Annotated in this window: 20 protein-coding genes and 2 pseudogenes; 13 read left to right on the top strand and 9 right to left on the bottom strand. The window is 55.1% G+C overall.

Annotation, left to right across the window (positions count from 1 at the left end; genetic code table 11):
- Window positions 1-2: 2 nt before the first annotated feature.
- From sufC to ldtE, 5 genes are all read left to right on the top strand, one after another.
- A complete protein-coding gene (sufC, locus tag ACOTX7_RS20435; protein ID WP_006809038.1) occupies window positions 3-749 on the top strand; it encodes a Fe-S cluster assembly ATPase SufC in 747 nt (248 codons plus the stop codon).
- Window positions 724-1,995 carry a Fe-S cluster assembly protein SufD gene (sufD, locus tag ACOTX7_RS20430; RefSeq protein ID WP_221255867.1) on the top strand — a complete coding sequence of 424 codons (1,272 nt, stop codon included), beginning with the start codon at window positions 724-726 and terminating at the stop codon, window positions 1,993-1,995. Before sufC ends, sufD begins: the two co-directional genes overlap by 26 nt.
- Complete coding sequence (gene sufS, locus ACOTX7_RS20425; RefSeq protein ID WP_221255868.1) at window positions 1,992-3,212, top strand: cysteine desulfurase SufS; 1,221 nt, start codon at window positions 1,992-1,994, stop codon at window positions 3,210-3,212. Before sufD ends, sufS begins: the two co-directional genes overlap by 4 nt.
- A 14-nt stretch (window positions 3,213-3,226) precedes the next feature.
- Window positions 3,227-3,643: a cysteine desulfuration protein SufE gene (gene sufE / locus ACOTX7_RS20420; RefSeq protein ID WP_221255869.1), complete on the top strand. Its 417-nt coding sequence runs from the start codon at window positions 3,227-3,229 to the stop codon at window positions 3,641-3,643.
- Window positions 3,644-3,740: 97 nt separating this feature from the next.
- Window positions 3,741-4,754: a L,D-transpeptidase LdtE gene (gene ldtE, locus ACOTX7_RS20415; protein WP_213826633.1), complete on the top strand. Its 1,014-nt coding sequence runs from the start codon at window positions 3,741-3,743 to the stop codon at window positions 4,752-4,754.
- A gap of 60 nt (window positions 4,755-4,814) precedes the next feature.
- Here the strand turns inward: ldtE and lpp are convergent, their stop codons facing one another.
- The 3 genes from lpp to ACOTX7_RS20400 all read right to left on the bottom strand — a co-directional run bounded on the left by lpp (window position 4,815) and on the right by ACOTX7_RS20400 (window position 7,089).
- The gene (gene lpp / locus ACOTX7_RS20410; protein ID WP_001082307.1) at window positions 4,815-5,051 is read right to left on the bottom strand and encodes a murein lipoprotein Lpp; all 237 of its coding nucleotides are present in this window, start codon (window positions 5,049-5,051) and stop codon (window positions 4,815-4,817) included.
- Between the two features lie 312 nt (window positions 5,052-5,363).
- Window positions 5,364-6,785, bottom strand: a complete 1,422-nt coding sequence (pykF, locus tag ACOTX7_RS20405; RefSeq protein WP_047354010.1) for a pyruvate kinase PykF — start codon at window positions 6,783-6,785, stop codon at window positions 5,364-5,366.
- 7 nt (window positions 6,786-6,792) lie between these two features.
- Complete coding sequence (locus ACOTX7_RS20400; RefSeq protein ID WP_421626148.1) at window positions 6,793-7,089, bottom strand: hypothetical protein; 297 nt, start codon at window positions 7,087-7,089, stop codon at window positions 6,793-6,795.
- Between the two features lie 195 nt (window positions 7,090-7,284).
- Between ACOTX7_RS20400 and ACOTX7_RS20395 the strand changes: the two genes are divergently transcribed.
- From ACOTX7_RS20395 to fumD, 4 genes are all read left to right on the top strand, one after another.
- The gene (locus ACOTX7_RS20395; RefSeq protein ID WP_221255870.1) at window positions 7,285-8,307 is read left to right on the top strand and encodes a methionine ABC transporter ATP-binding protein; all 1,023 of its coding nucleotides are present in this window, start codon (window positions 7,285-7,287) and stop codon (window positions 8,305-8,307) included.
- Complete coding sequence (locus ACOTX7_RS20390; RefSeq protein ID WP_039273618.1) at window positions 8,300-8,968, top strand: methionine ABC transporter permease; 669 nt, start codon at window positions 8,300-8,302, stop codon at window positions 8,966-8,968. The genes ACOTX7_RS20395 and ACOTX7_RS20390 overlap by 8 nt, the downstream gene beginning before the upstream one ends.
- 27 nt (window positions 8,969-8,995) lie before the next feature.
- Window positions 8,996-9,808 carry a MetQ/NlpA family ABC transporter substrate-binding protein gene (locus ACOTX7_RS20385; protein WP_003857677.1) on the top strand — a complete coding sequence of 271 codons (813 nt, stop codon included), beginning with the start codon at window positions 8,996-8,998 and terminating at the stop codon, window positions 9,806-9,808.
- A 108-nt stretch (window positions 9,809-9,916) separates the two neighbouring features.
- Window positions 9,917-10,126, top strand: a complete 210-nt coding sequence (fumD, locus tag ACOTX7_RS20380) for a fumarate hydratase FumD (protein WP_003857676.1) — start codon at window positions 9,917-9,919, stop codon at window positions 10,124-10,126.
- Here the strand turns inward: fumD and ACOTX7_RS20375 are convergent.
- From ACOTX7_RS20375 to ACOTX7_RS20360, 4 genes and pseudogenes are all read right to left on the bottom strand, one after another.
- Window positions 10,107-10,793 (bottom strand): amino acid ABC transporter permease, encoded by a 687-nt coding sequence (locus ACOTX7_RS20375; protein WP_221255872.1) that lies wholly within the window; start codon window positions 10,791-10,793, stop codon window positions 10,107-10,109. The genes fumD and ACOTX7_RS20375 overlap by 20 nt on opposite strands.
- A pseudogene (locus tag ACOTX7_RS20370) lies at window positions 10,777-11,523 on the bottom strand (amino acid ABC transporter permease). The gene ACOTX7_RS20375 and the pseudogene ACOTX7_RS20370 overlap by 17 nt, the downstream one beginning before the upstream one ends.
- Window positions 11,523-12,338 (bottom strand): amino acid ABC transporter ATP-binding protein, encoded by an 816-nt coding sequence (locus tag ACOTX7_RS20365; RefSeq protein WP_221255873.1) that lies wholly within the window; start codon window positions 12,336-12,338, stop codon window positions 11,523-11,525. The pseudogene ACOTX7_RS20370 and the gene ACOTX7_RS20365 overlap by 1 nt, the downstream one beginning before the upstream one ends.
- A 1-nt stretch (window position 12,339) precedes the next feature.
- Window positions 12,340-13,170: an ABC transporter substrate-binding protein gene (locus tag ACOTX7_RS20360; RefSeq protein WP_221255874.1), complete on the bottom strand. Its 831-nt coding sequence runs from the start codon at window positions 13,168-13,170 to the stop codon at window positions 12,340-12,342.
- Between the two features lie 245 nt (window positions 13,171-13,415).
- Between ACOTX7_RS20360 and ACOTX7_RS20355 the strand changes: the two genes are divergently transcribed.
- Both ACOTX7_RS20355 and ACOTX7_RS20350 read left to right on the top strand, forming a co-directional pair.
- Window positions 13,416-13,583, top strand: a complete 168-nt coding sequence (locus ACOTX7_RS20355; protein WP_032653328.1) for a hypothetical protein — start codon at window positions 13,416-13,418, stop codon at window positions 13,581-13,583.
- 144 nt (window positions 13,584-13,727) lie between these two features.
- Window positions 13,728-15,134, top strand: a complete 1,407-nt coding sequence (locus ACOTX7_RS20350; RefSeq protein ID WP_221255875.1) for a DUF1996 domain-containing protein — start codon at window positions 13,728-13,730, stop codon at window positions 15,132-15,134.
- Between the two features lie 57 nt (window positions 15,135-15,191).
- On the opposite strand, the gene ACOTX7_RS20345 is transcribed toward ACOTX7_RS20350, so the two are convergent.
- Complete coding sequence (locus ACOTX7_RS20345) at window positions 15,192-15,332, bottom strand: hypothetical protein (RefSeq protein ID WP_003857665.1); 141 nt, start codon at window positions 15,330-15,332, stop codon at window positions 15,192-15,194.
- 125 nt (window positions 15,333-15,457) lie between these two features.
- Here ACOTX7_RS20345 and ACOTX7_RS20340 point away from each other — a divergent pair, with 125 nt between their 5' ends.
- Window positions 15,458-16,240: an MBL fold metallo-hydrolase gene (locus ACOTX7_RS20340; RefSeq protein ID WP_221255876.1), complete on the top strand. Its 783-nt coding sequence runs from the start codon at window positions 15,458-15,460 to the stop codon at window positions 16,238-16,240.
- A 72-nt stretch (window positions 16,241-16,312) separates the two neighbouring features.
- Window positions 16,313-16,948 carry a carbonic anhydrase gene (locus ACOTX7_RS20335; protein ID WP_003857662.1) on the top strand — a complete coding sequence of 212 codons (636 nt, stop codon included), beginning with the start codon at window positions 16,313-16,315 and terminating at the stop codon, window positions 16,946-16,948.
- A 26-nt stretch (window positions 16,949-16,974) separates the two neighbouring features.
- Here ACOTX7_RS20335 and ACOTX7_RS20330 read toward each other — a convergent pair.
- Window positions 16,975-18,489: pseudogene (locus tag ACOTX7_RS20330) on the bottom strand (FAD-NAD(P)-binding protein); the annotation flags it as partial.
- Between the last annotated feature and the right edge of the window lie 53 nt (window positions 18,490-18,542).

Raw genomic sequence — 18,542 nt, 5'->3', positions numbered from 1 at the left:
ACATGTTAAGCATTAAAGATTTACAGGTCAGCGTTGAAGAGAAAGCGATCCTGCGTGGTCTCAATTTTGACGTTAAACCGGGTGAAGTTCACGCCATCATGGGGCCAAACGGCTCCGGGAAAAGTACGCTTTCAGCGACGCTGGCAGGACGCGAAGATTACGAAGTCACTAGCGGCTCCGTTGAGTTTAATGGCAAAGATCTGCTGGAGATGTCGCCGGAAGAACGTGCCGGTGAAGGCATTTTTATGGCCTTCCAGTATCCGGTGGAAATTCCGGGCGTCAGCAACCAGTTTTTCCTGCAAACCGCACTGAACGCGGTGCGCAAGTATCGCGGCCTTGAGGCGCTGGATCGCTTTGACTTCCAGGATCTGATGGAAGAGAAGATCAAGCTGCTGAAGATGCCGGAAGATCTGCTGACCCGCTCGGTAAACGTGGGTTTCTCGGGCGGTGAGAAGAAACGTAACGATATTCTGCAAATGGCGGTTCTGGAGCCAGCGCTGTGCATTCTCGATGAGACCGATTCAGGGCTGGATATCGATGCCCTGAAGATCGTTGCTGACGGGGTGAACTCCCTGCGTGACGGCAACCGTTCATTTATCATCGTGACGCACTACCAGCGAATCCTGGACTACATCAAACCGGACTATGTCCACGTGCTTTACCAGGGACGCATTGTGAAATCCGGTGACTTTACGCTGGTTAAACAACTGGAGGAGCAGGGTTATGGCTGGCTTACCGAACAGCAGTAATGCACTCCAGCAGTGGCACCGGCTGTTTGAAACGCAGGGGCAATCGCGTTCTGAACAGGCTCAGCACCATCTCCAGCAGATGCTGCGTCTCGGTTTACCGACGCGTAAACATGAGAACTGGAAATACACGCCGCTGGATGGCCTGCTGAACGGCGAGTTCGTCACGCGTCTGGCGCAGGTCAGCCCCGGCCAGCGCGATGCGCTGGCGCTGAGCGTGGATGCCGTGCGTCTGGTGTTTGTCGATGGCCAGTTCCGTGCGGAGTTGAGCGACAGCGTGCAGGAGAGCGGTTTTGATATCGCCATTAACGATGAACGCCAGTCCTTGACTGCGCCCGTTCAGCCTGAAGTTTTCCTGCACCTGACAGAGAGCCTGTCGCAGTCTGTCACCCATATTCGCGTTAAGCGTAACCAGCGCCCGGTGAAACCGCTGCTGCTGATGCATATCACCCAGGGCGTTGAGGGGGATGAGATCAACACCGCCCACTATCGCCACCATCTTGAGCTGGCAGAGGGGGCAGAGGCGACGGTGATCGAACATTACATCAGCCTGAACGACACCCGCCATTTTACCGGTTCGCGACTGACGATGAACGTGGCGGCCAATGCCCAGCTTCATCATATTAAGCTGGCGTTTGAGAATCCGCTTAGCCACCACTTCGCCCACAACGATATTCTGCTGGGCCAGGATGCCGCGGCGTACAGCCACAGCTTCCTGCTCGGCGGCGCGGTGCTACGCCACAACACCAGTACCCAGCTGAACGGTGAGAACACCACGCTGCGTATAAACAGCCTCGCGATGCCGGTGAAGGCAGAAGTGTGCGATACGCGCACCTGGCTTGAGCATAACAAAGGCTACTGCAACAGCCGTCAGCTGCACAAAACCATCGTCAGCGACAAAGGACGTGCGGTGTTCAACGGCCTGATCAACGTGGCTCAGCACGCTATCAAAACTGACGGGCAGATGACCAACAACAACCTTTTGCTGGGGCGTCTGGCAGAGGTGGACACCAAACCACAGCTGGAGATCTACGCGGACGACGTGAAATGCAGCCACGGCGCGACGGCCGGGCGTATTGACGATGAGCAGATGTTCTACCTGCGCTCGCGCGGGATAGACCAGCAGGCCGCACAAAAGATGATTATTTACGCCTTTGCAGCGGAGCTGACAGAAGCGCTGTCCGATGGCGGACTTAAACAGCAGGTGCTGGCCCGTATCGGTCAGCGGCTGCCTGGAGGCGAAGCATGACATTTCCCGTAGAGAAAGTCCGGGCAGATTTTCCGGTACTGACCCGTGAAGTGAACGGTCTGCCGCTGGCCTATCTCGACAGTGCGGCCAGCGCGCAAAAACCGAATCAGGTGGTGGATGCGGAAGCCGAGTTTTACCGCCAAGGCTATGCGGCGGTACATCGCGGGATCCACACCTTGAGCGCCGAGGCGACCCAGCGCATGGAAAACGTGCGCACGCAGGTTGCAGCCTTCCTCAACGCGCGTTCCCCGGAAGAGCTGGTGTTCGTGCGTGGCACCACCGAAGGGATCAACCTGGTCGCCAACAGCTGGGGCAATGCGCAGGTACACGCGGGGGATAACATCATCATCACCCAGATGGAGCACCACGCCAACATCGTGCCCTGGCAGATGCTCTGTGAGCGTGTAGGGGCGCAACTGCGGGTGATCCCCCTGAACGACGACGGCACGCTCCAGCTTGATAAGCTGGATGCCCTGCTGGACGACAGGACGCGGCTGGTGGCGGTCACCCACGTTTCAAACGTGCTGGGGACGGAAAACCCGGTGGCGCTGATCGTCGACAAAGCCCATCAGGCCGGTGCGAAAGTGCTGATTGATGGCGCACAGGCGGTTATGCACCATGCGGTCGACGTTCAGGCTTTGGACTGCGATTTCTACGTCTTCTCCGGGCACAAGCTTTATGGCCCGACGGGCATCGGCGTGCTGTATGTGAAAGAGGACATTCTTCAGGCCATGCCGCCGTGGGAAGGGGGTGGGTCAATGATCGCCACCGTCAGCCTGACGGAAGGAACAACTTACGCCCGTGCGCCCTGGCGCTTCGAGGCGGGTACGCCAAACACGGGCGGGATCATCGGGCTGGGCGCAGCCATTAGCTACGTCTCTGAAACGGGGCTGGCGGCGATTCAGGAGTACGAACAGCTGTTGATGCATTATGCCTTGCAGGAGCTTGCCAGCGTCCCGGAACTGACCTTATATGGCCCTGCTGACCGTCTGGGTGTGATAGCCTTTAACCTCGGCAAGCATCACGCCTATGATGTGGGCAGTTTCCTTGATAATTACGGCGTCGCCGTGCGAACCGGGCATCACTGCGCGATGCCGCTGATGGCGTATTATCAGGTACCGGCTATGTGCCGCGCATCGCTGGTGATGTACAACACAACGGAAGAGGTCGACAGACTGGTGGCGGGATTAAAACGTATTCACCAGCTGCTTGGCTAACGGAGAGGCGAGAGATGGCAGATTTGCCGGACAGAGATAAATTGCTGCGCAACTTTGGGCGTTGCGCAAACTGGGAAGAGAAATACCTGTATATCATCGAACTGGGCCAGCGCCTGTCGCCGCTTAGCGAAGAGGCGCATAACCCGGATAACATTATCCAGGGCTGTCAGAGCCAGGTCTGGATCCAGATGCAGCAGACGGAAGAGGGTGTCATCGAATTACAGGGCGACAGTGATGCCGCCATTGTGAAGGGACTTATTGCCGTTGTGTTTATTCTTTATCACCGGATGTCGGCGCAGGATATTGTCGCCTTTGACGTCCGTCCGTGGTTTGAAAAAATGGCCTTAACCCAGCACCTCACCCCGTCCCGATCCCAGGGGCTGGAAGCGATGATCCGCGCCATCCGCGCCAAAGCCGCAATCCTTAGCTAAACTGACAGAACAGCATTCATTCTGTTTCGCGGGGTGGTTTCCACCTCGCTGGTTTTTCAGCTTTCTGACGTTTGGTCAGTGAATAAGGAATCTCAGCATGAAGCGCGCGTCTCTAATAACTCTATTACTCCTTGGTTCGCTCAGTGCTGTTAATTCAGCCAGGGCGGTTGATTATCCTTTACCGCCCGCAGGCAGCCGCCTGATTGGGCAAAACCAGACGTACACCATTCAGGAAGGTGACAATAAACTTCAGTCTATCGCCCGTCGGTTTAATACCGCAGCACAGCTCATCCTTGAAACCAATAATACCATTGCCCCGGTGAACCCTGCCCCAGGTACCGTCATTACCATTCCTTCCCAGATGCTACTGCCGGACACCGAGCGCGAAGGTATTGTGGTGAATCTGGCGGAGCTGCGTCTTTATTTTTATCCGCCTGGTGAAAATATTGTGCAGGTTTATCCGCTGGGTATTGGTCAGCTTGGGCTGGAAACGCCGGTCAGTACGACCCGTGTGAGTCAGAAAATCCCTAATCCTACCTGGACCCCGACAGCGGGCATCAGAGCGCGCTCACTGGCACAGGGCATTAAATTGCCGCCGGTAGTACCCGCAGGGCCAAATAACCCGCTGGGGCGCTATGCGCTGCGTCTGGGCATCGGGAATGGGGAATATCTTATCCATGGCACCAGCGCCCCGGACAGCGTAGGGCTGCGGGTCAGCTCCGGCTGTATGCGAATGAACGCCCCGGATATCAAAGCGTTGTTTGAACACGTGCGCGTCGGCACACGGGTGCAGATCATCAATGAGCCGGTGAAGTTCTCCGTGGAGCCGGACGGCAAACGGTATATCGAGGTGCACAGACCACTGGCTCAGGCTGAGGGCGAAAACCCGCAGACGGTGCCGTTCACGCACTCGGCGGCGTTTACCGCCTTTGCAGCGGAATCAGGTAGCGATAAAACGCTTATCGATAAAGCCCTGACGCGCAGAGCGGGGATCCCGGTTGCCGTTTCAGCAGGCAAGGGTTCGTCAGCCAGCAATTCTGTCCAGTCAGTTCAGAACAGTCGTGTCTCAGCGGCGGTGACGGAAGGCGAGGAAGAGAAAGTGCTTCAGTAGGGGTTTGACGAAGGCAAAAAAAATGGCGCACAATGTGCGCCATTTTATTAACAGGTACTATTACTTACGGTATTTAGTAGCCTGGTTGTCCAGACGCTGGTTAGCGCGAGCTGCGTCGTCTTTAGCAGCCTGAACGTCGGAACGCATTGCGTTCACGTCGTTGCTCAGCTGGTCAACTTTAGCGTTCAGAGTCTGAACGTCAGAAGACAGCTGATCGATTTTAGCGTTGCTGGAGCAACCTGCCAGCAGAGTAGAACCCAGGATTACCGCGCCCAGTACCAGTTTAGTACGATTCATTATTAATACCCTCTAGATTGAGTTAATCTCCATGTAGCGTTACAAGTATTACACAAAGTTTTTTGGGTTGAGAATATTTTTTTGATGGGATTACGCCTATTTTTGATCGTTCGCTCAAAGAAGCAACGAAATCGGCAATTTTGACGAAAAAGCTATGTTAAAAAAGGCATTTTTCATCGGATTCATCTTAGATAAGTCGCAATTAAATAGAAAAACCCGATTTGCTTTTTGAATAGTTCTGGTTAAAGGCGGGAATAAAAAAAACGCCCCGAAGGACGCTTTTTAACAAAACAATAATTTGTTCGTGAAATATTACAGCACGTGGACAGATGCAGTGTTGGTCGTGCCGCTTGGAACCAGCGCGCCAGAAACCATAACTACCACGTCGCCTTTCTGGGCCAGGCCACAATCAACCAGTTCCAGAGCCACTTCTTTACCCAGACGATAGAAATCATCGGTAGACGCAATTTCTTTCACCAGGTGTGGGATCACGCCTTTGCTCAGCACCAGCTGACGCGCGGTGGTTTCATTGGTGGTCAGCGCCAGAATGGTCGCATCCGGGAAGTATTTACGCACGGCACGCGCAGATTTACCGCCCTGGGTCGCCACGACAATCAGTGGGGCTTCCAGTTTTTCAGCGGTTTCTACCGCGCCACGGCACACGGCTTCGGTGATGCGCAGCTTACGGCTGTCGTTGTTGTAATCCAGACGGCTTTTCATCACGCGGTCGGTACGCTCACAGATGGTCGCCATGATGCTGACCGCTTCCAGAGGGTATTTCCCTTTTGCAGATTCACCAGACAGCATAACGGCATCGGTACCGTCGAGGATGGCGTTCGCCACGTCGCCTGCTTCAGCGCGGGTAGGGCGTGGGTTTTTGATCATGGAGTCCAGCATCTGCGTTGCGGTGATAACCACTTTACGCGCGCGAACACACTTCTCGATCATCATCTTCTGCGCGAAGATCACTTCTTCAACCGGGATTTCAACGCCCAGGTCACCACGCGCCACCATGATACCGTCAGACGCTTCGAGGATTTCGTCGAAGTTGTTCAGGCCTTCCTGGTTTTCGATCTTGGAGATGATCTGAATGTTCTCGCCGCCGTGCGCTTTCAGGTGCTCACGGATTTCAACCACGTCAGAACGTTTACGGATAAAGGACGCAGCAACGAAGTCCACGCCTTGTTCGCAGCCAAAGATCAGGTCCTGCTTGTCTTTTTCAGCCAGCGCTGGCAGCGCAATGGACACACCCGGCAGGTTAACGCCTTTGTTTTCGCCCAGGTCGCCGTTGTTCAGCACTTTACAGATAACCTTGTTACCTTCGATCGCGGTGACTTCCATGCCGATCAGGCCATCGTCTACCAGCACGGTGTTGCCAACAGACAGATCGCTGGTGAAGCCTTCGTAGGTCACAGCAACGATTTCGTTGTTACCTACAACGGATTTGTCGGTGGTGAAGGTAAAGGTCTGGCCCGCTTTCAGAGAAACGTCGTTACCGCCTTCCAGTTTGATAGTACGGATTTCAGGACCTTTGGTGTCGAGCAGGATCGCCGCTTTTTTACCGGTCTTGCTCATCACGTTGCGCAAGTTCTGGATACGCTGACCGTGTTCAGCATAGTCGCCGTGGGAGAAGTTCAGACGCATCACGTTCATGCCAGCGTCCAGCATTTTGGTCAGCATCTCTTCGGATTCGGTTTTCGGGCCGATAGTACAAACAATTTTCGTCTTTTTCATGACAGTCTTAGTCTTTAAGTTGGGAAGGATATGGAAATCTCGCTCCGGGGGCGCACTGCCGCGGAGTCAAACCTGTGTTGCGAAAGCGTATATGACACGCACTAAGAATAGGTGACATCAAATGAGCGTGCAGAAGAAAGTGTGCCTGAGTGCCAGCCCAACGAAGGAGAGGAGAAGTTGTACGTTGTTTTTTGTATTCCAAGCGCTGAAACCATTCACCAGGGATTTGGCGCGCATTATACGCTAATTTACAGTAAAAAGGAAAATGGAAACAGTGTTTCAAAAACAATCTGTGCAGATTCACATAAGTTTGTTATCAAGGCGTTAAGGCCTAATGTCATCTTATGACGGCAGGCTCAACGCCCGCCCGTTCACTGTTTATTCCATAGCGTTATATGAAATTCTTTTTTGGTCATTTAAAAGCTGATAACGGCTGTTTACTATCATTTGGACATCCATACTGCTAAACCGCTATATGCGAAACGGATAACGAATAAGAATGATCGTACTCAGCAATATTTCGAAGGTTTTTGACAACGGGAAGCAGGCGCTGACAGCCGTTGATAACGTCAATTTGACGATAGAGCAGGGACAGATTTACGGGATCATCGGTTACAGCGGGGCCGGGAAAAGTACGCTGATCCGCCTGCTGAACGGCCTGGAAAAGCCCAGCACCGGCAGCGTCACCATTAACGGACAGGATATCTCCGCCGCAAAGGGAGAAGCGCTGCGCCAGGCGCGACTGAAAATCAGCATGGTATTCCAGCACTTTAATCTGCTGTGGTCGCGCACGGTGAAGGAAAACATCGCCTTTTCGATGCAAATTGCCGGGGTGCCAAAAGCGAAAATACAGGCCCGTGTAGCCGAGCTGGTGGAGCTGGTCGGCCTGAAGGGGCGCGAAAATGCCTACCCGTCGCAGCTGAGCGGCGGTCAAAAACAGCGTGTGGGGATTGCCCGCGCGCTGGCCAATCATCCGGACGTGCTGCTGTGTGACGAAGCCACCTCGGCGCTGGATCCGCAGACTACCGATCAGATCCTCGATCTGCTCCTGGACATTAACCGTCGTTTCAATCTGACCATCGTGCTGATCACCCATGAGATGCATGTGGTGCGCAAAATCTGTGACCGTGTGGCGGTGATGGAGAACGGTAAGGTCGTGGAAGAGGGTGACGTGTTGAGCGTTTTCACCCATCCGCAGCAGCCGATCACCCGGCAGTTTGTCCGCCAGGTGAGCCAGTACGCAGAGGAAGAGACCTTCAATACCGAACTGGCAAACGATCTGGAAGGCACGGTCATCAGGCTGACCTTTACCGGACACAGCACGCACAGGCCGATTGTCGGGGAATTAACGCTGCGCTACGGCCTGCCGTTTAACATCCTGCACGGAAAAATGACGCAAACCGCCCACGGTGTTTTCGGGCAGCTCTGGGTGCACGTGGTGGCATCTGTAGAACAACTGAACAATATCCTCGCCGACCTGAAGCAAAGCGATATTGAAGGCGAGGTAATCAAGCATGGCTGAAGAACTCTTTCCGCACCTGAAGTGGGATCAGCTTTGGGCTGCAACCCAGGAGACGCTCTACATGACGGCGCTTTCGGGCGTGGCGACGTTTGTTCTGGGGATCGCCCTCGGTCTGGCGCTGTTTTTAACCGCCCGCGGCGGGTTATTCCACAACCGCACGGTCTACAGCGTGATGTCGATTGTGGTGAACGTGTTCCGTTCGATTCCGTTCATCATTCTCATCGTCCTGCTGATCCCGTTCACCAAGACCGTTGTGGGGACCATTCTTGGCGCTAACGCTGCGCTGCCTGCCCTGATTGTGGGCGCGGCGCCGTTCTACGCCCGTCTGGTCGAGATCGCCCTGCGTGAGGTGGATAAAGGGGTCATTGAAGCCACGCGTTCGATGGGCGCACGGCTGAGCACGTTAGTGTTTCGGGTTTTATTGCCGGAATCTTCACCCGCACTGGTTTCAGGTATGACGGTGACGCTAATTGCACTGGTGAGCTACAGCGCTATGGCAGGGGTGATAGGTGCCGGCGGTTTGGGAAATCTGGCTTACCTGGAAGGTTTCCAGCGTAACCATGGTGACGTCACGCTGGTGGCAACGGTGACCATTCTGATCATCGTTTTCATTATCCAGTTCTGCGGTGATGTCATTACTTCACTGTTAGACAAAAGATAATCTCTAATAACACACAGGAACCACATCATGAAAAAGACACTGACACTGATCGCCGCCGCTACCCTGAGTGCCCTGAGCTTTGCCTCCTGGGCCGACACCCTGACCGTGGGCGCATCCAACACGCCGCATGCGGAAATTCTGGAGCAGGCTAAGCCGATCCTGGCGAAGCAGGGTATCGATCTGGAGATTAAACCATTCCAGGACTACATTCTGCCAAACACGGCGCTGGCGGGACACGACATTGATGCCAACTACTTCCAGCACATTCCTTACCTGAACAGCGTGCTGAAAGATCACGCGGGCGATAAGGATTATGATTTTGTCAGCGCGGGCGCAATCCACATTGAGCCGATCGGTATCTATTCGAAAAAATACAAATCACTGAAGGATCTGCCGGAAGGCGGCAAAATCATCATGCGTGATGCGGTTTCCGAGGAAGGGCGTATTCTCTCCATCTTCGAAAAAGAGGGCGTGATCAAGCTGAAGCCAGGCATTGATAAAGTGACCGCGCGCATCAGCGATATCGTGGAAAACCCGAAAAAACTGCAATTCACGCCAAACGTGGAAGCGTCTCTATTGCCACAGATGTACAACAACGACGAAGGGGCTGCGGTGGTGATCAACGCCAACTACGCGATTGACGCCGGTCTGGATCCGGTGCACGACCCGATTGCAGTTGAAAGCGGCGAGAATAACCCGTACGCCAACATCATTACTGTTCATCGCGGTGACGAGAAGAAGAAGGATATCGTCGCGCTGGTGAACGTGCTGCACTCCAAGGAGATCCAGGACTGGATCCGCACCAAATACAAAGGCGCGGTCATCCCGGTAAACAACTAATTCTCTGATTTTCCAGACGAAGCCCGGCGAACCACGCGCCGGGCTTCTTTTTTGTATCCAGCCGACGAATGATTTAAGCTGACGGTTTAGGGCAACGGAGTGATGGCAATGGGCAATGTGACCAAAGACGAAGCGCTGTACCAGGAGATGTGTAGGGTGGTAGGCAAGGTCGTTCTCGAAATGCGTGATTTAGGGCAGGAGCCGAAACATATTGTCATTGCGGGCGTACTGCGTACCGCGCTGGCGAACCAGCGCGTTAAGCGCAGCGAGTTGACCACCAAAGCGATGGAAACGGTGGTTAAAGCGCTGGCTGGCTAACGCGCCAGCGCTTCGCGAGCAGCTCAAGCGAGCAGCAGAGCAGGTAATAGATCACACCCGTGAAGATAAAAATGGCCGCCGGGTAAATTCGCACCCGGTTGTTGACCTGGCCCGCCACCGTGGTCAGTTCAGGAACGTTAACGATAAACGCCAGCGACGTATCCTTCAGCAGGCTGATAAAAATCCCCACCAGCGACGGCAGAATATTTCTCAGCGCCTGCGGCAGCAGCACGCGCCACAGCGTTTGCTGCGTACTGAACCCTTGAGAAAGCGCGGCCTCATTCTGGCCCGACGGTAGTGCTCTCAGTCCGGCTAACACCGAATGCATCACCGCAGCCGCGGTAAACCAGGCCAGCGCCAGCGTGACGGTCGTCGCGCCCGGGAGATCCCTGCCGGTTATCAGTGGCAGCAGATACCACATCCAGAATATTACGAAGATCAGGGGGATCCCGCGGATAAACTCTGCCCACGCAAACAGCGCGCTGCGCACCACGCCGGGATAGCGCCAGGCAACGCAAGCCAGCACAATCCCGCCGGGCAGGGCAAGCGCGGCGGCGCCTGCGGCCATCAGCAGTGAGAGCAGTACGCCGCCGGGTTCTCCCGCAGCCGCCCGTCCCCAAAGCAGATAATCCAGGTTTTCGACAATAACGTTAAATCCGGGGATCATGATTTTTCCTCCCTGAATGCGGGCCGAGGCGCACCAGCACGCTTCCCGTCACCATCCCGGTAAGCAACTAGAGCACCGTACCGACGGTGAAGGCTTCCAGTGCATGGGCGTTGTAACTTTCTATCTGGCGAACCTGGTAGGTCAGTTCGGCGAAGCCAATTCCGCTCGCGAGTGAGGAGAGCTTCATCAGGTTAAGGTACTGGCCGACGACGGGCTGCCAGGCATTAGCGAGTCCCTGTGGCAGAAGAATGTAGCGAAACAGACGCCATGAGGAAAATCCCTGGGCGAGCGCCGCCTCACGTTGCCCGGCAGGCACGGAACGCAGCCCCGATTCGACTTCTTCAATTAAAAACGCCGAGGTAAATACGCCTAACTCCCAGGCGGAGCATAAAAACTCGGGCGTAAACCACCAGACGTCACCGGGCAAAATGGACCAGCTATGATCTGCGTTCACCGCGTCACGCAGCCCCTGCGGCAACCCGTTCCAGGCGGCGAAATACCAGAACAGCAGCTGTACCAGCAGCGGCGTATTGCGAAACAGCGATACCCAGCCGCTGACGATCGACGTCCCGATATGTCCCCCGGAAAGCCGCAAAAGCATAAAGAACAAGGCGAGCAGGCTGGCCAGCATAATCCCCGCCAGCGTCACCCACAGAGTGGTGAGAAATCCAGAGAGGATCCAGTGCAGGGGCTGTCCGGCCAGCACCCCCTGCCAGTCCAGAGCGGGCATTACAGTTGCTCCTGATGCAGCGGATCCAGCACTTTTTGCAGGAACCGCCTCGCACGGGGATGCGACGGTTGGTTGAAAAATTGCGCCGGGGGCGCGGTTTCCAGAATTTTTCCGCCGTCGATAAAGACGATTCGATCGGCAATTTCCCGGGCGAACTGCATCTCATGGGTGACGACAATCATGGTGATCCCGCTGTGGGCGAGGGTTTTCATCACAAACAGCACTTCGCCAATCATCTCCGGGTCGAGTGCCGACGTCGGCTCGTCAAAGAGAATGATTTGGGGCGACGAGGCCAGAGCACGGGCAATCGCCACGCGCTGCTGCTGTCCGCCGGAAAGTTCAGCGGGGTAGCGGTGCGCCTTCTCCAGCATGCCGACCTTCTCCAGCAGCGCCAGCGCGCGCGCCTGGGCGGGCAGGGGTTTCCAGCCGTGAACGTGCTCCAGTGCCAGGGTGATGTTCTGGCTGGCGGTAAGGTGGGCATAGAGATTGAACTGCTGGAACACAAACCCGACGCGGCTGCGTAACTGACGTAGCCTGCTGCCGGATAGCTGTCCGGTCGGCTTGTGGTCGACCAGAATCTCCCCGCCGCTCAGGCTCTCAAGCTGGTTGATAAGCCGAATCAGGGTTGATTTTCCGGAACCCGAAGGGCCGAGAATGGCAACCACTTCACCCGGCATGATGGTGAGGTTAATGTCGGTTAAAACCGGATGGTCACCGTAGCGTTTGTCCACATGGCGAAACTCAACGCTGGCCTGTTCCAGACGTGAAAAATCCGCGGCATTGGCCGCGGAGCGTGAAAATAAACCTGAGAGCATATTACCGGGCTTCTATTTTAAAGTTACGAGGCTGTGGAGCAGGGGTGCCTGGACCAAACCAGACGTCATAGATGTTTGCCGCCTGGCCGTTTTTCTCCAGGTTTACTAGCTCATCGTTAACGGCTTTCAGTAGCGCCGTTTCACCCTTTTTCACCCCCACGCCAATCTCTTCTTTACTGAGCAGGTCGGGCAGGATTTTGAAGTCGGCTTTATCCGGCGCCTGCGTCAGCAGACCGGCCAGAATGGTGCTGTCCTGGGTAATGGCCTGCACGTTGCCATTGCGCAGTGCCGTCAGCGCCAGCGGGATGTCATCGTAAGAGAGGACGCGGGACTGCGGAAAACGCTGGTGCAGCGCCTGTTCACCCGTCGTACCTTTTACGGCGCCAATGCGTGCCCGGCTATAGTCATCAAGCTTGTCCGGTGATTTTGCCGGAACCAGGAACTGCTGGCCGGTGACGAAGTAAGGCGTCGAGAAATCAATGACATGTGCGCGTTCCGGGGTGATGGTGATATCCGCCACGATGAGATCCGCCTTTCCGGACTGTAGCAGTGGAATACGGTTAGCCGGATAGGTGGCGACCAGTTCAAGCTTTACGCCGAGCGATTTCGCCAGCGCTTTGGCGAAGTCCACGTCGTAACCCACGATCTCATGCGTTTTGGCATCAATCGAGCCAAAGGGTGGATTGGCATCAAACGTGGCCACTTTCACCACGCCTGCTGCCTTGATATCCGCCAGCCGATCGGCCTGCGCCTGCGCTGAAACCAGGCCCCAGGCTGCCACTAATCCCAGCACCTGCGCCCGTTTTTTAAACCCTTTCATTTTTGCAGTCATAGTCACACGCCATCCCGTTGTTTTTGTTTTACCCCGTTACGCTCCCATAAGGGAAAGCTATCGCCAAATAAGAAATCGTTCTTTGCTATGAGAAAAAAAGCATGAATGAACAAGGTGTTAAAGATGAGAGCAGACGGCGGGGCGCTATTTGCACATCCTGCACATCGACAGTGGATTTTGATATTTCCCCCGGGCACAAATTGGGTGTTTAACTGAGGACAGGTTAAGCGAGAAGGGTAATGACGATGAAAAAATGGATAAGCACGTTACGGCGGTTTTTTGCGCCCCGACCAGTGAATGCGGAGAACAGCGCGCAACGTGTTCTTGAGTCAATACTGCCTGTCGCCAGCCTGTATGGCGTGGACGTAGCCAACATCGACCCGGAGTGGTTCCATGATAAAACGTCACGCTGAACTGCGCCGGACGCGCGAAATGTACTGGAATGAACTGTGCGTGGTGTCTGTAAAGCAAGGACAAGGGGAAAAATACCCAGGCTAATTCTCGGTAAATGATGGCCGTTTTGTTACCACTATCTCCTTTCACAGATGGAGATGATAATGAAACGGACAGTATTAACCCCCGCGCTTTCTGCCACCGCACTTCTGCTTGCCATGCAGGCGGCACACGCTGGGCCGCAGGCGCATGTTGTTTGCAGTTATTCCCACACCCTCGGCGATGACGCCATTATGATGTACGGCATGCCTAACGAGGCCATGCTCCACGACTTTTTTGGTAACGTACACACGGATGCTTACTCCAGCCGTGAATCGCTGCGTAATCAGGAAAAGACCACCTGCGATAACAAAGCAGACAGCTCAGCCTACTGGGCACCATCGCTGAAATTGCCGGATGGAACGGTGGTCAAACCCGCCTATCAAAAAACGTATTATCAGGCATCCAACGTAGACGCCTGGCCGCTGCACCCGTTCCCGGCGGGGCTGTCGCTGCTGGCGGGCGATCACCACGGCACCGCGCCAAATCCGCATATCACCTTCTTATGCGCCAACGGCCGGGGCTACACCAACAAAACGGGCGAAGTTTGCGGTTTGCGCAAGGCGAACGATGCCGTGCAGTTTAATATCGGGATTCAATTCCCGAACTGCTGGGACGGGGTCAACCTGAAGCCCGCCCACGGCCTGGCTAACGCCACCTACGACACGAAAGGACAGTGCCCGTCCGCCTTCCCGGTGAAAATCCCGACGGTGAACATGAATATCGCGTACGTGCTCCCGACCATCAGCTCTCTGGATACCAGCAAAGCCCAGCTTTCCCTCGACCCCATCATGCATGGCAGTGAGCGGGAAGAGCGATGGGGGAGCCTGTATACGGCGCATGCTGACTTCATGAACGGCTGGACGGAAGATGCCGCGCGCTTTATGACCGACCTGTGCATGAACCGCGGAATGGATTGCGGCACTACCGTGCCGTATGGTTATTCAAAAGCGAAGGCCAACGTCTGGCTCAGCAGTATGGAACCCGCCCTTTCACAGCCTGAACCTCAGGTCTTACTGGTGCAGGATAACTGGCAGAACGGCGGACGGACAAAAAACAGCGAAACATTGTCGCTGGTGAAGTTCCACATTCCTCCGCTGCCAACCGGACAGGATCCAGCCCAGTTTAAATATCGCGTGCGGATTTATGGCGGGAAAGTGGAAACCAACGGGGCGGACCAAATTTTCTTCTATCCGGCGAGCAACGACTGGGATCCGGCCACCGTGAGCTGGCAGTCGCGACCGTCCTGTAACTATCGGTCGGATGCGGTGCTTTACCTGAACCACTCCCGCGAATACCGGATGGTGGATGTGGATAAAGCCGTGCGCAAGGCGCTGGCAGAAGGGAAAACCGAAATTTCGTGGTACATCGGCGGCGATCGGCAGGGGAACCACTATCAGTTTGAGTCGGCTTCTTCGCCACAAAGCCTGATCCTGATGCTGACCGGCTTTAGCAAAACGCCGGAGATCTGATGCCGGGTTGTAAAAGGCATTCATAAAAAAAGCACCGGGGCATCCGGTGCTTTTTCGTCAGATCTTGCAGGCATCGCCGCAGTCGTCATCGGCGACAATCGCCTGGGCTTTTTTATCTGCGTCGTCGAGACGTTCTGCGTTACGTTCTTCTGCTTCATCCAGCCCGTTAAAGACTAAGTTATCGAGATCAATTTCCATGTGCCACCTGCGTTATTCAGTTTTTGATGCCGGCACAGTATAAGTCAAAAAAAGCGGGCCAGGCACCCCGCAGCACATATGGATAATCCCTGCCATACTCACTGCTTAATTGCTGAGGAAAGCCGATGATTACTCTGTGTAAAACCTGCGGTACCGCTTACGATGAACGGCCTGACAACTGCCCCATTTGCGACGATGAGCGGCAGTATGTCCCGGTGACGGGCCAGGCGTGGACGGATTTCGACAGTCTTACGGCCACGCATACCAACAAATGGCAACAGCTGGAGCCGCAGCTGTTCAGCATCAAAACCGTTCCCGCTTTTGCCATCAACCAGCGGGCACTGCTGCTGTGTACGCCGCAGGGCAATATTCTGTGGGACTGCATCGCCAACCTCGATCCGGCGACCAGAGCGTTAGTCAACGCGCTCGGGGGTATCTGTGCCATTGCGATTTCGCACCCGCATTACTACACCACCATGCAGGAGTGGGCGGCCGCGTTTAATGCCCCGATTTATCTGCACGCGAGCGACCGGCAGTGGGTGATGCGTGACAGCCCGGCGATACGCCTTTGGGAGGGAGATGCCCTGGAGATTATGCCGTCGGTGACGCTGCTGCGACTGGGCGGACATTTTGCAGGCGGCACGGTGCTGCACTGGCAGTCAGGCGACGGCGTACTGCTGGCCGGGGATATCTTGCAGGTCACGCCCGGTAAAGATGCCGTGTCGTTTATGTGGAGTTATCCGAATATGCTGCCGCTGCCTGCCCGCACCGTGGAGTCGGTGACCAGCCGACTGACAGGGAAAACGTACCAGCGCCTGTACGGGGCCTTTGAGGGGCAAAACATTTCGGCGAACGCAGATGAGATCGTGCAGCGGTCGGGCCAGAAATATATTGCTTGTCTCCGCTAAGTCACGGTGGTTAAATTTTACGAGTGTGATCGCGATCATACCTAAACTAAAACAGATAAAAGAGAAATGGCTATGCAACATATCATTGAAGGTTTTCTCAGCTTTCAAAAAGAGATTTTCCCGCAACGTAAAGAGCTTTTTCGTAGTTTAGCGTCCAGTCAGAATCCCAAAGCGCTGTTCATCTCCTGCTCCGACAGCCGTCTGGTTCCGGAACTGGTTACGCAACAGGAGCCAGGACAGCTCTTTGTCATTCGAAACGCGGGCAACATAGTGCCGCCGTTCGGGCCGGAGCCTGGTGGTGTCTCTGCGACCATTGAATACGCTGTTGTCGCCCTGGGCGTAACTGATATCGTTATTTGCGGCCACTCCAACTGCGGCGCGATGAAGGCGATTGCTGACAACGCCGATCTGGAGCCGATGCCAGCGGTTTCCCACTGGCTGCGCTACTCCGATGCGGCAAAAGCGGTCGTTGAGAAAAAAACCTGGGATAAGCCAATCGATAAAGTGAATGCGATGGTGCAGGAGAACGTCTTTGCGCAACTGAGCAACATCAAGACCCATCCGTCCGTGGCGGTAGGCCTGCGCAACAACGCCATTCGCCTGCACGGCTGGGTGTATGATATTGAAAGCGGCAAAATCCTTGCCCTGGACAAAAACACCAAATCATTCGTATCGCTGTCGGAAAACCCGGAAGTCTTCTTCGAGTAATCCGACACCGGGGCAGGGAAGCCCTGTTAAAACTCCATGAACGGTAACTTCCGTCGCACGCCCGAGGCCGGTTTTCCTGCCGCTTTCGCCATCGCTTTACCAATTTCAGCGCACTCTGACAAACCCTGAACAAAAGGATGATCGTGCATCAGCCAGGGGATCGCCCCAAAAGCGATGCGCCCCCGCAGTGATGCGGGCGCCAGTAACGTATAGTCCTCTCCCACGTCCGGGACGTCATCGCCAGTTTCCGCAAGCTGTTTGCGCAGAGAAGGGAAGGGAATATCCTTGTTTTTAAGCGGTTTTTGCCCGCGCGCATCAATAAATACGTCGAAGCGGTAACGCTTTTCTGACGTGGTGATGACGGTCTGATCGCTGCTGATATCCAGGTCGTAATCATCACCGAGCGCGACCACGCTAATGATCCCTGCCTCGCGTAGTGCCAGTAACCGGCGAATAGACTGTGGTGGAATGGCAGCATAGTTATCAATAAAAACGCGCTCCAGCCCGGATTTAAACCGCTCTCTGTCACGCTCATTGAGTGAAGGGACGATGGCCTGAACCACTTCATGCAGACGAAGCACGGTATAGCGCCAGGCAACGGTGCGTTTCTCACGCTTATTGCGCTCCACTTCCTTCAGATTCGCTTCGGCCCAGGTGAAAGGACCATGCTTTTTACGATCCTCAAACCAGACATCACGAAGGGTATCGGCAGTCAGTGTGTTGAGCGCTATCGACTGGCACCAGTGCGGATCGGCCAGCTCAAGCTCTTGCACCATCAGCGCAAAAATGCGATCAAGCAGCCCGTCCGGATCTTTGGCGATTTCGCTTTCCGCCACTGACTCCGTTAGCACCGACAGCGGTTCATAAGGGATAGGGCAGTAAAAGTCGGCCTCCGGCAGTACGCCCGTGCGGGACATCAGCGTAATTTTTAGCCCCTCGCTGCCTTTATTGACAACGAACTGCTCATCGGTAAACCGGCCATGTTGCATCACAACCGCCATCGCAGCGTCCAGTCCGCTGAGGGAAGTACCCATAATCCCCACCTCACAGGCTCGGATCTTCGCGTCCATCAACCCCGACCACGGGCTGGGGAACCAGGTGCGGGTGGCTTCATCTTCATCAGGCCAGACGTGACCGGTGGCGACTACCGCCAGATCAAACCGTCTTGAGAAAGGGGCATCGTTCACTGAAAGGACCACGCCATCTGCATCAGCTTTAATATCTGTTACTTCAGCGTTGGGATGAACCTCGACATGAAAGCCCGCCTTTTTCGCCTCAGCAACGACGGCAAGAAACCGATCGTGAAAATATTCACCCAACAGAATACGCGGCAGGAATTGCCGGTCATGCAGCTTCTCACTGTCGACGTTATAGCGGGCAAGATGGGCCGCACTCTGCTGTTTGAGCCAGTCGAGATAGGTAATAAAAATGGGCGGAATTTCGATACTGGCGATGTTCGCCAGCATCAGCCGGGAATTATCCTCGTCGCTGTAGGGCATGCCGACACCGGGTTGGTCTGCTTTTTCGAACACGGTGAGACTTTGTTGAATAAATCGAACTTTTGCTGAGTTGAAGGATCAGATCACGCATCTTC

The organism is Enterobacter cloacae complex sp. IR5418, assembly GCF_049238105.1.
Lineage (GTDB): Bacteria > Pseudomonadota > Gammaproteobacteria > Enterobacterales > Enterobacteriaceae > Enterobacter > Enterobacter hormaechei.
This window is presented reverse-complemented; position numbering and strand designations above follow the sequence as displayed.

What these genes read in the sequence shown, in the direction of transcription:
- sufC (WP_006809038.1), top strand. Translation starts at nt 3, where the DNA reads ATGTTAAGCATTAAAGATTTACAGGTCAGCGTTGAAGAGAAAGCGATC.
- sufD (WP_221255867.1), top strand. Translation starts at nt 724, where the DNA reads ATGGCTGGCTTACCGAACAGCAGTAATGCACTCCAGCAGTGGCACCGG.
- sufS (WP_221255868.1), top strand. Translation starts at nt 1,992, where the DNA reads ATGACATTTCCCGTAGAGAAAGTCCGGGCAGATTTTCCGGTACTGACC.
- sufE (WP_221255869.1), top strand. Translation starts at nt 3,227, where the DNA reads ATGGCAGATTTGCCGGACAGAGATAAATTGCTGCGCAACTTTGGGCGT.
- ldtE (WP_213826633.1), top strand. Translation starts at nt 3,741, where the DNA reads ATGAAGCGCGCGTCTCTAATAACTCTATTACTCCTTGGTTCGCTCAGT.
- lpp (WP_001082307.1), bottom strand. Translation starts at nt 5,051, where the DNA reads ATGAATCGTACTAAACTGGTACTGGGCGCGGTAATCCTGGGTTCTACT.
- pykF (WP_047354010.1), bottom strand. Translation starts at nt 6,785, where the DNA reads ATGAAAAAGACGAAAATTGTTTGTACTATCGGCCCGAAAACCGAATCC.
- ACOTX7_RS20395 (WP_221255870.1), top strand. Translation starts at nt 7,285, where the DNA reads ATGATCGTACTCAGCAATATTTCGAAGGTTTTTGACAACGGGAAGCAG.
- ACOTX7_RS20390 (WP_039273618.1), top strand. Translation starts at nt 8,300, where the DNA reads ATGGCTGAAGAACTCTTTCCGCACCTGAAGTGGGATCAGCTTTGGGCT.
- ACOTX7_RS20385 (WP_003857677.1), top strand. Translation starts at nt 8,996, where the DNA reads ATGAAAAAGACACTGACACTGATCGCCGCCGCTACCCTGAGTGCCCTG.
- fumD (WP_003857676.1), top strand. Translation starts at nt 9,917, where the DNA reads ATGGGCAATGTGACCAAAGACGAAGCGCTGTACCAGGAGATGTGTAGG.
- ACOTX7_RS20375 (WP_221255872.1), bottom strand. Translation starts at nt 10,793, where the DNA reads ATGATCCCCGGATTTAACGTTATTGTCGAAAACCTGGATTATCTGCTT.
- ACOTX7_RS20365 (WP_221255873.1), bottom strand. Translation starts at nt 12,338, where the DNA reads ATGCTCTCAGGTTTATTTTCACGCTCCGCGGCCAATGCCGCGGATTTT.
- ACOTX7_RS20360 (WP_221255874.1), bottom strand. Translation starts at nt 13,170, where the DNA reads ATGACTGCAAAAATGAAAGGGTTTAAAAAACGGGCGCAGGTGCTGGGA.
- ACOTX7_RS20355 (WP_032653328.1), top strand. Translation starts at nt 13,416, where the DNA reads ATGAAAAAATGGATAAGCACGTTACGGCGGTTTTTTGCGCCCCGACCA.
- ACOTX7_RS20350 (WP_221255875.1), top strand. Translation starts at nt 13,728, where the DNA reads ATGAAACGGACAGTATTAACCCCCGCGCTTTCTGCCACCGCACTTCTG.
- ACOTX7_RS20345 (WP_003857665.1), bottom strand. Translation starts at nt 15,332, where the DNA reads ATGGAAATTGATCTCGATAACTTAGTCTTTAACGGGCTGGATGAAGCA.
- ACOTX7_RS20340 (WP_221255876.1), top strand. Translation starts at nt 15,458, where the DNA reads ATGATTACTCTGTGTAAAACCTGCGGTACCGCTTACGATGAACGGCCT.
- ACOTX7_RS20335 (WP_003857662.1), top strand. Translation starts at nt 16,313, where the DNA reads ATGCAACATATCATTGAAGGTTTTCTCAGCTTTCAAAAAGAGATTTTC.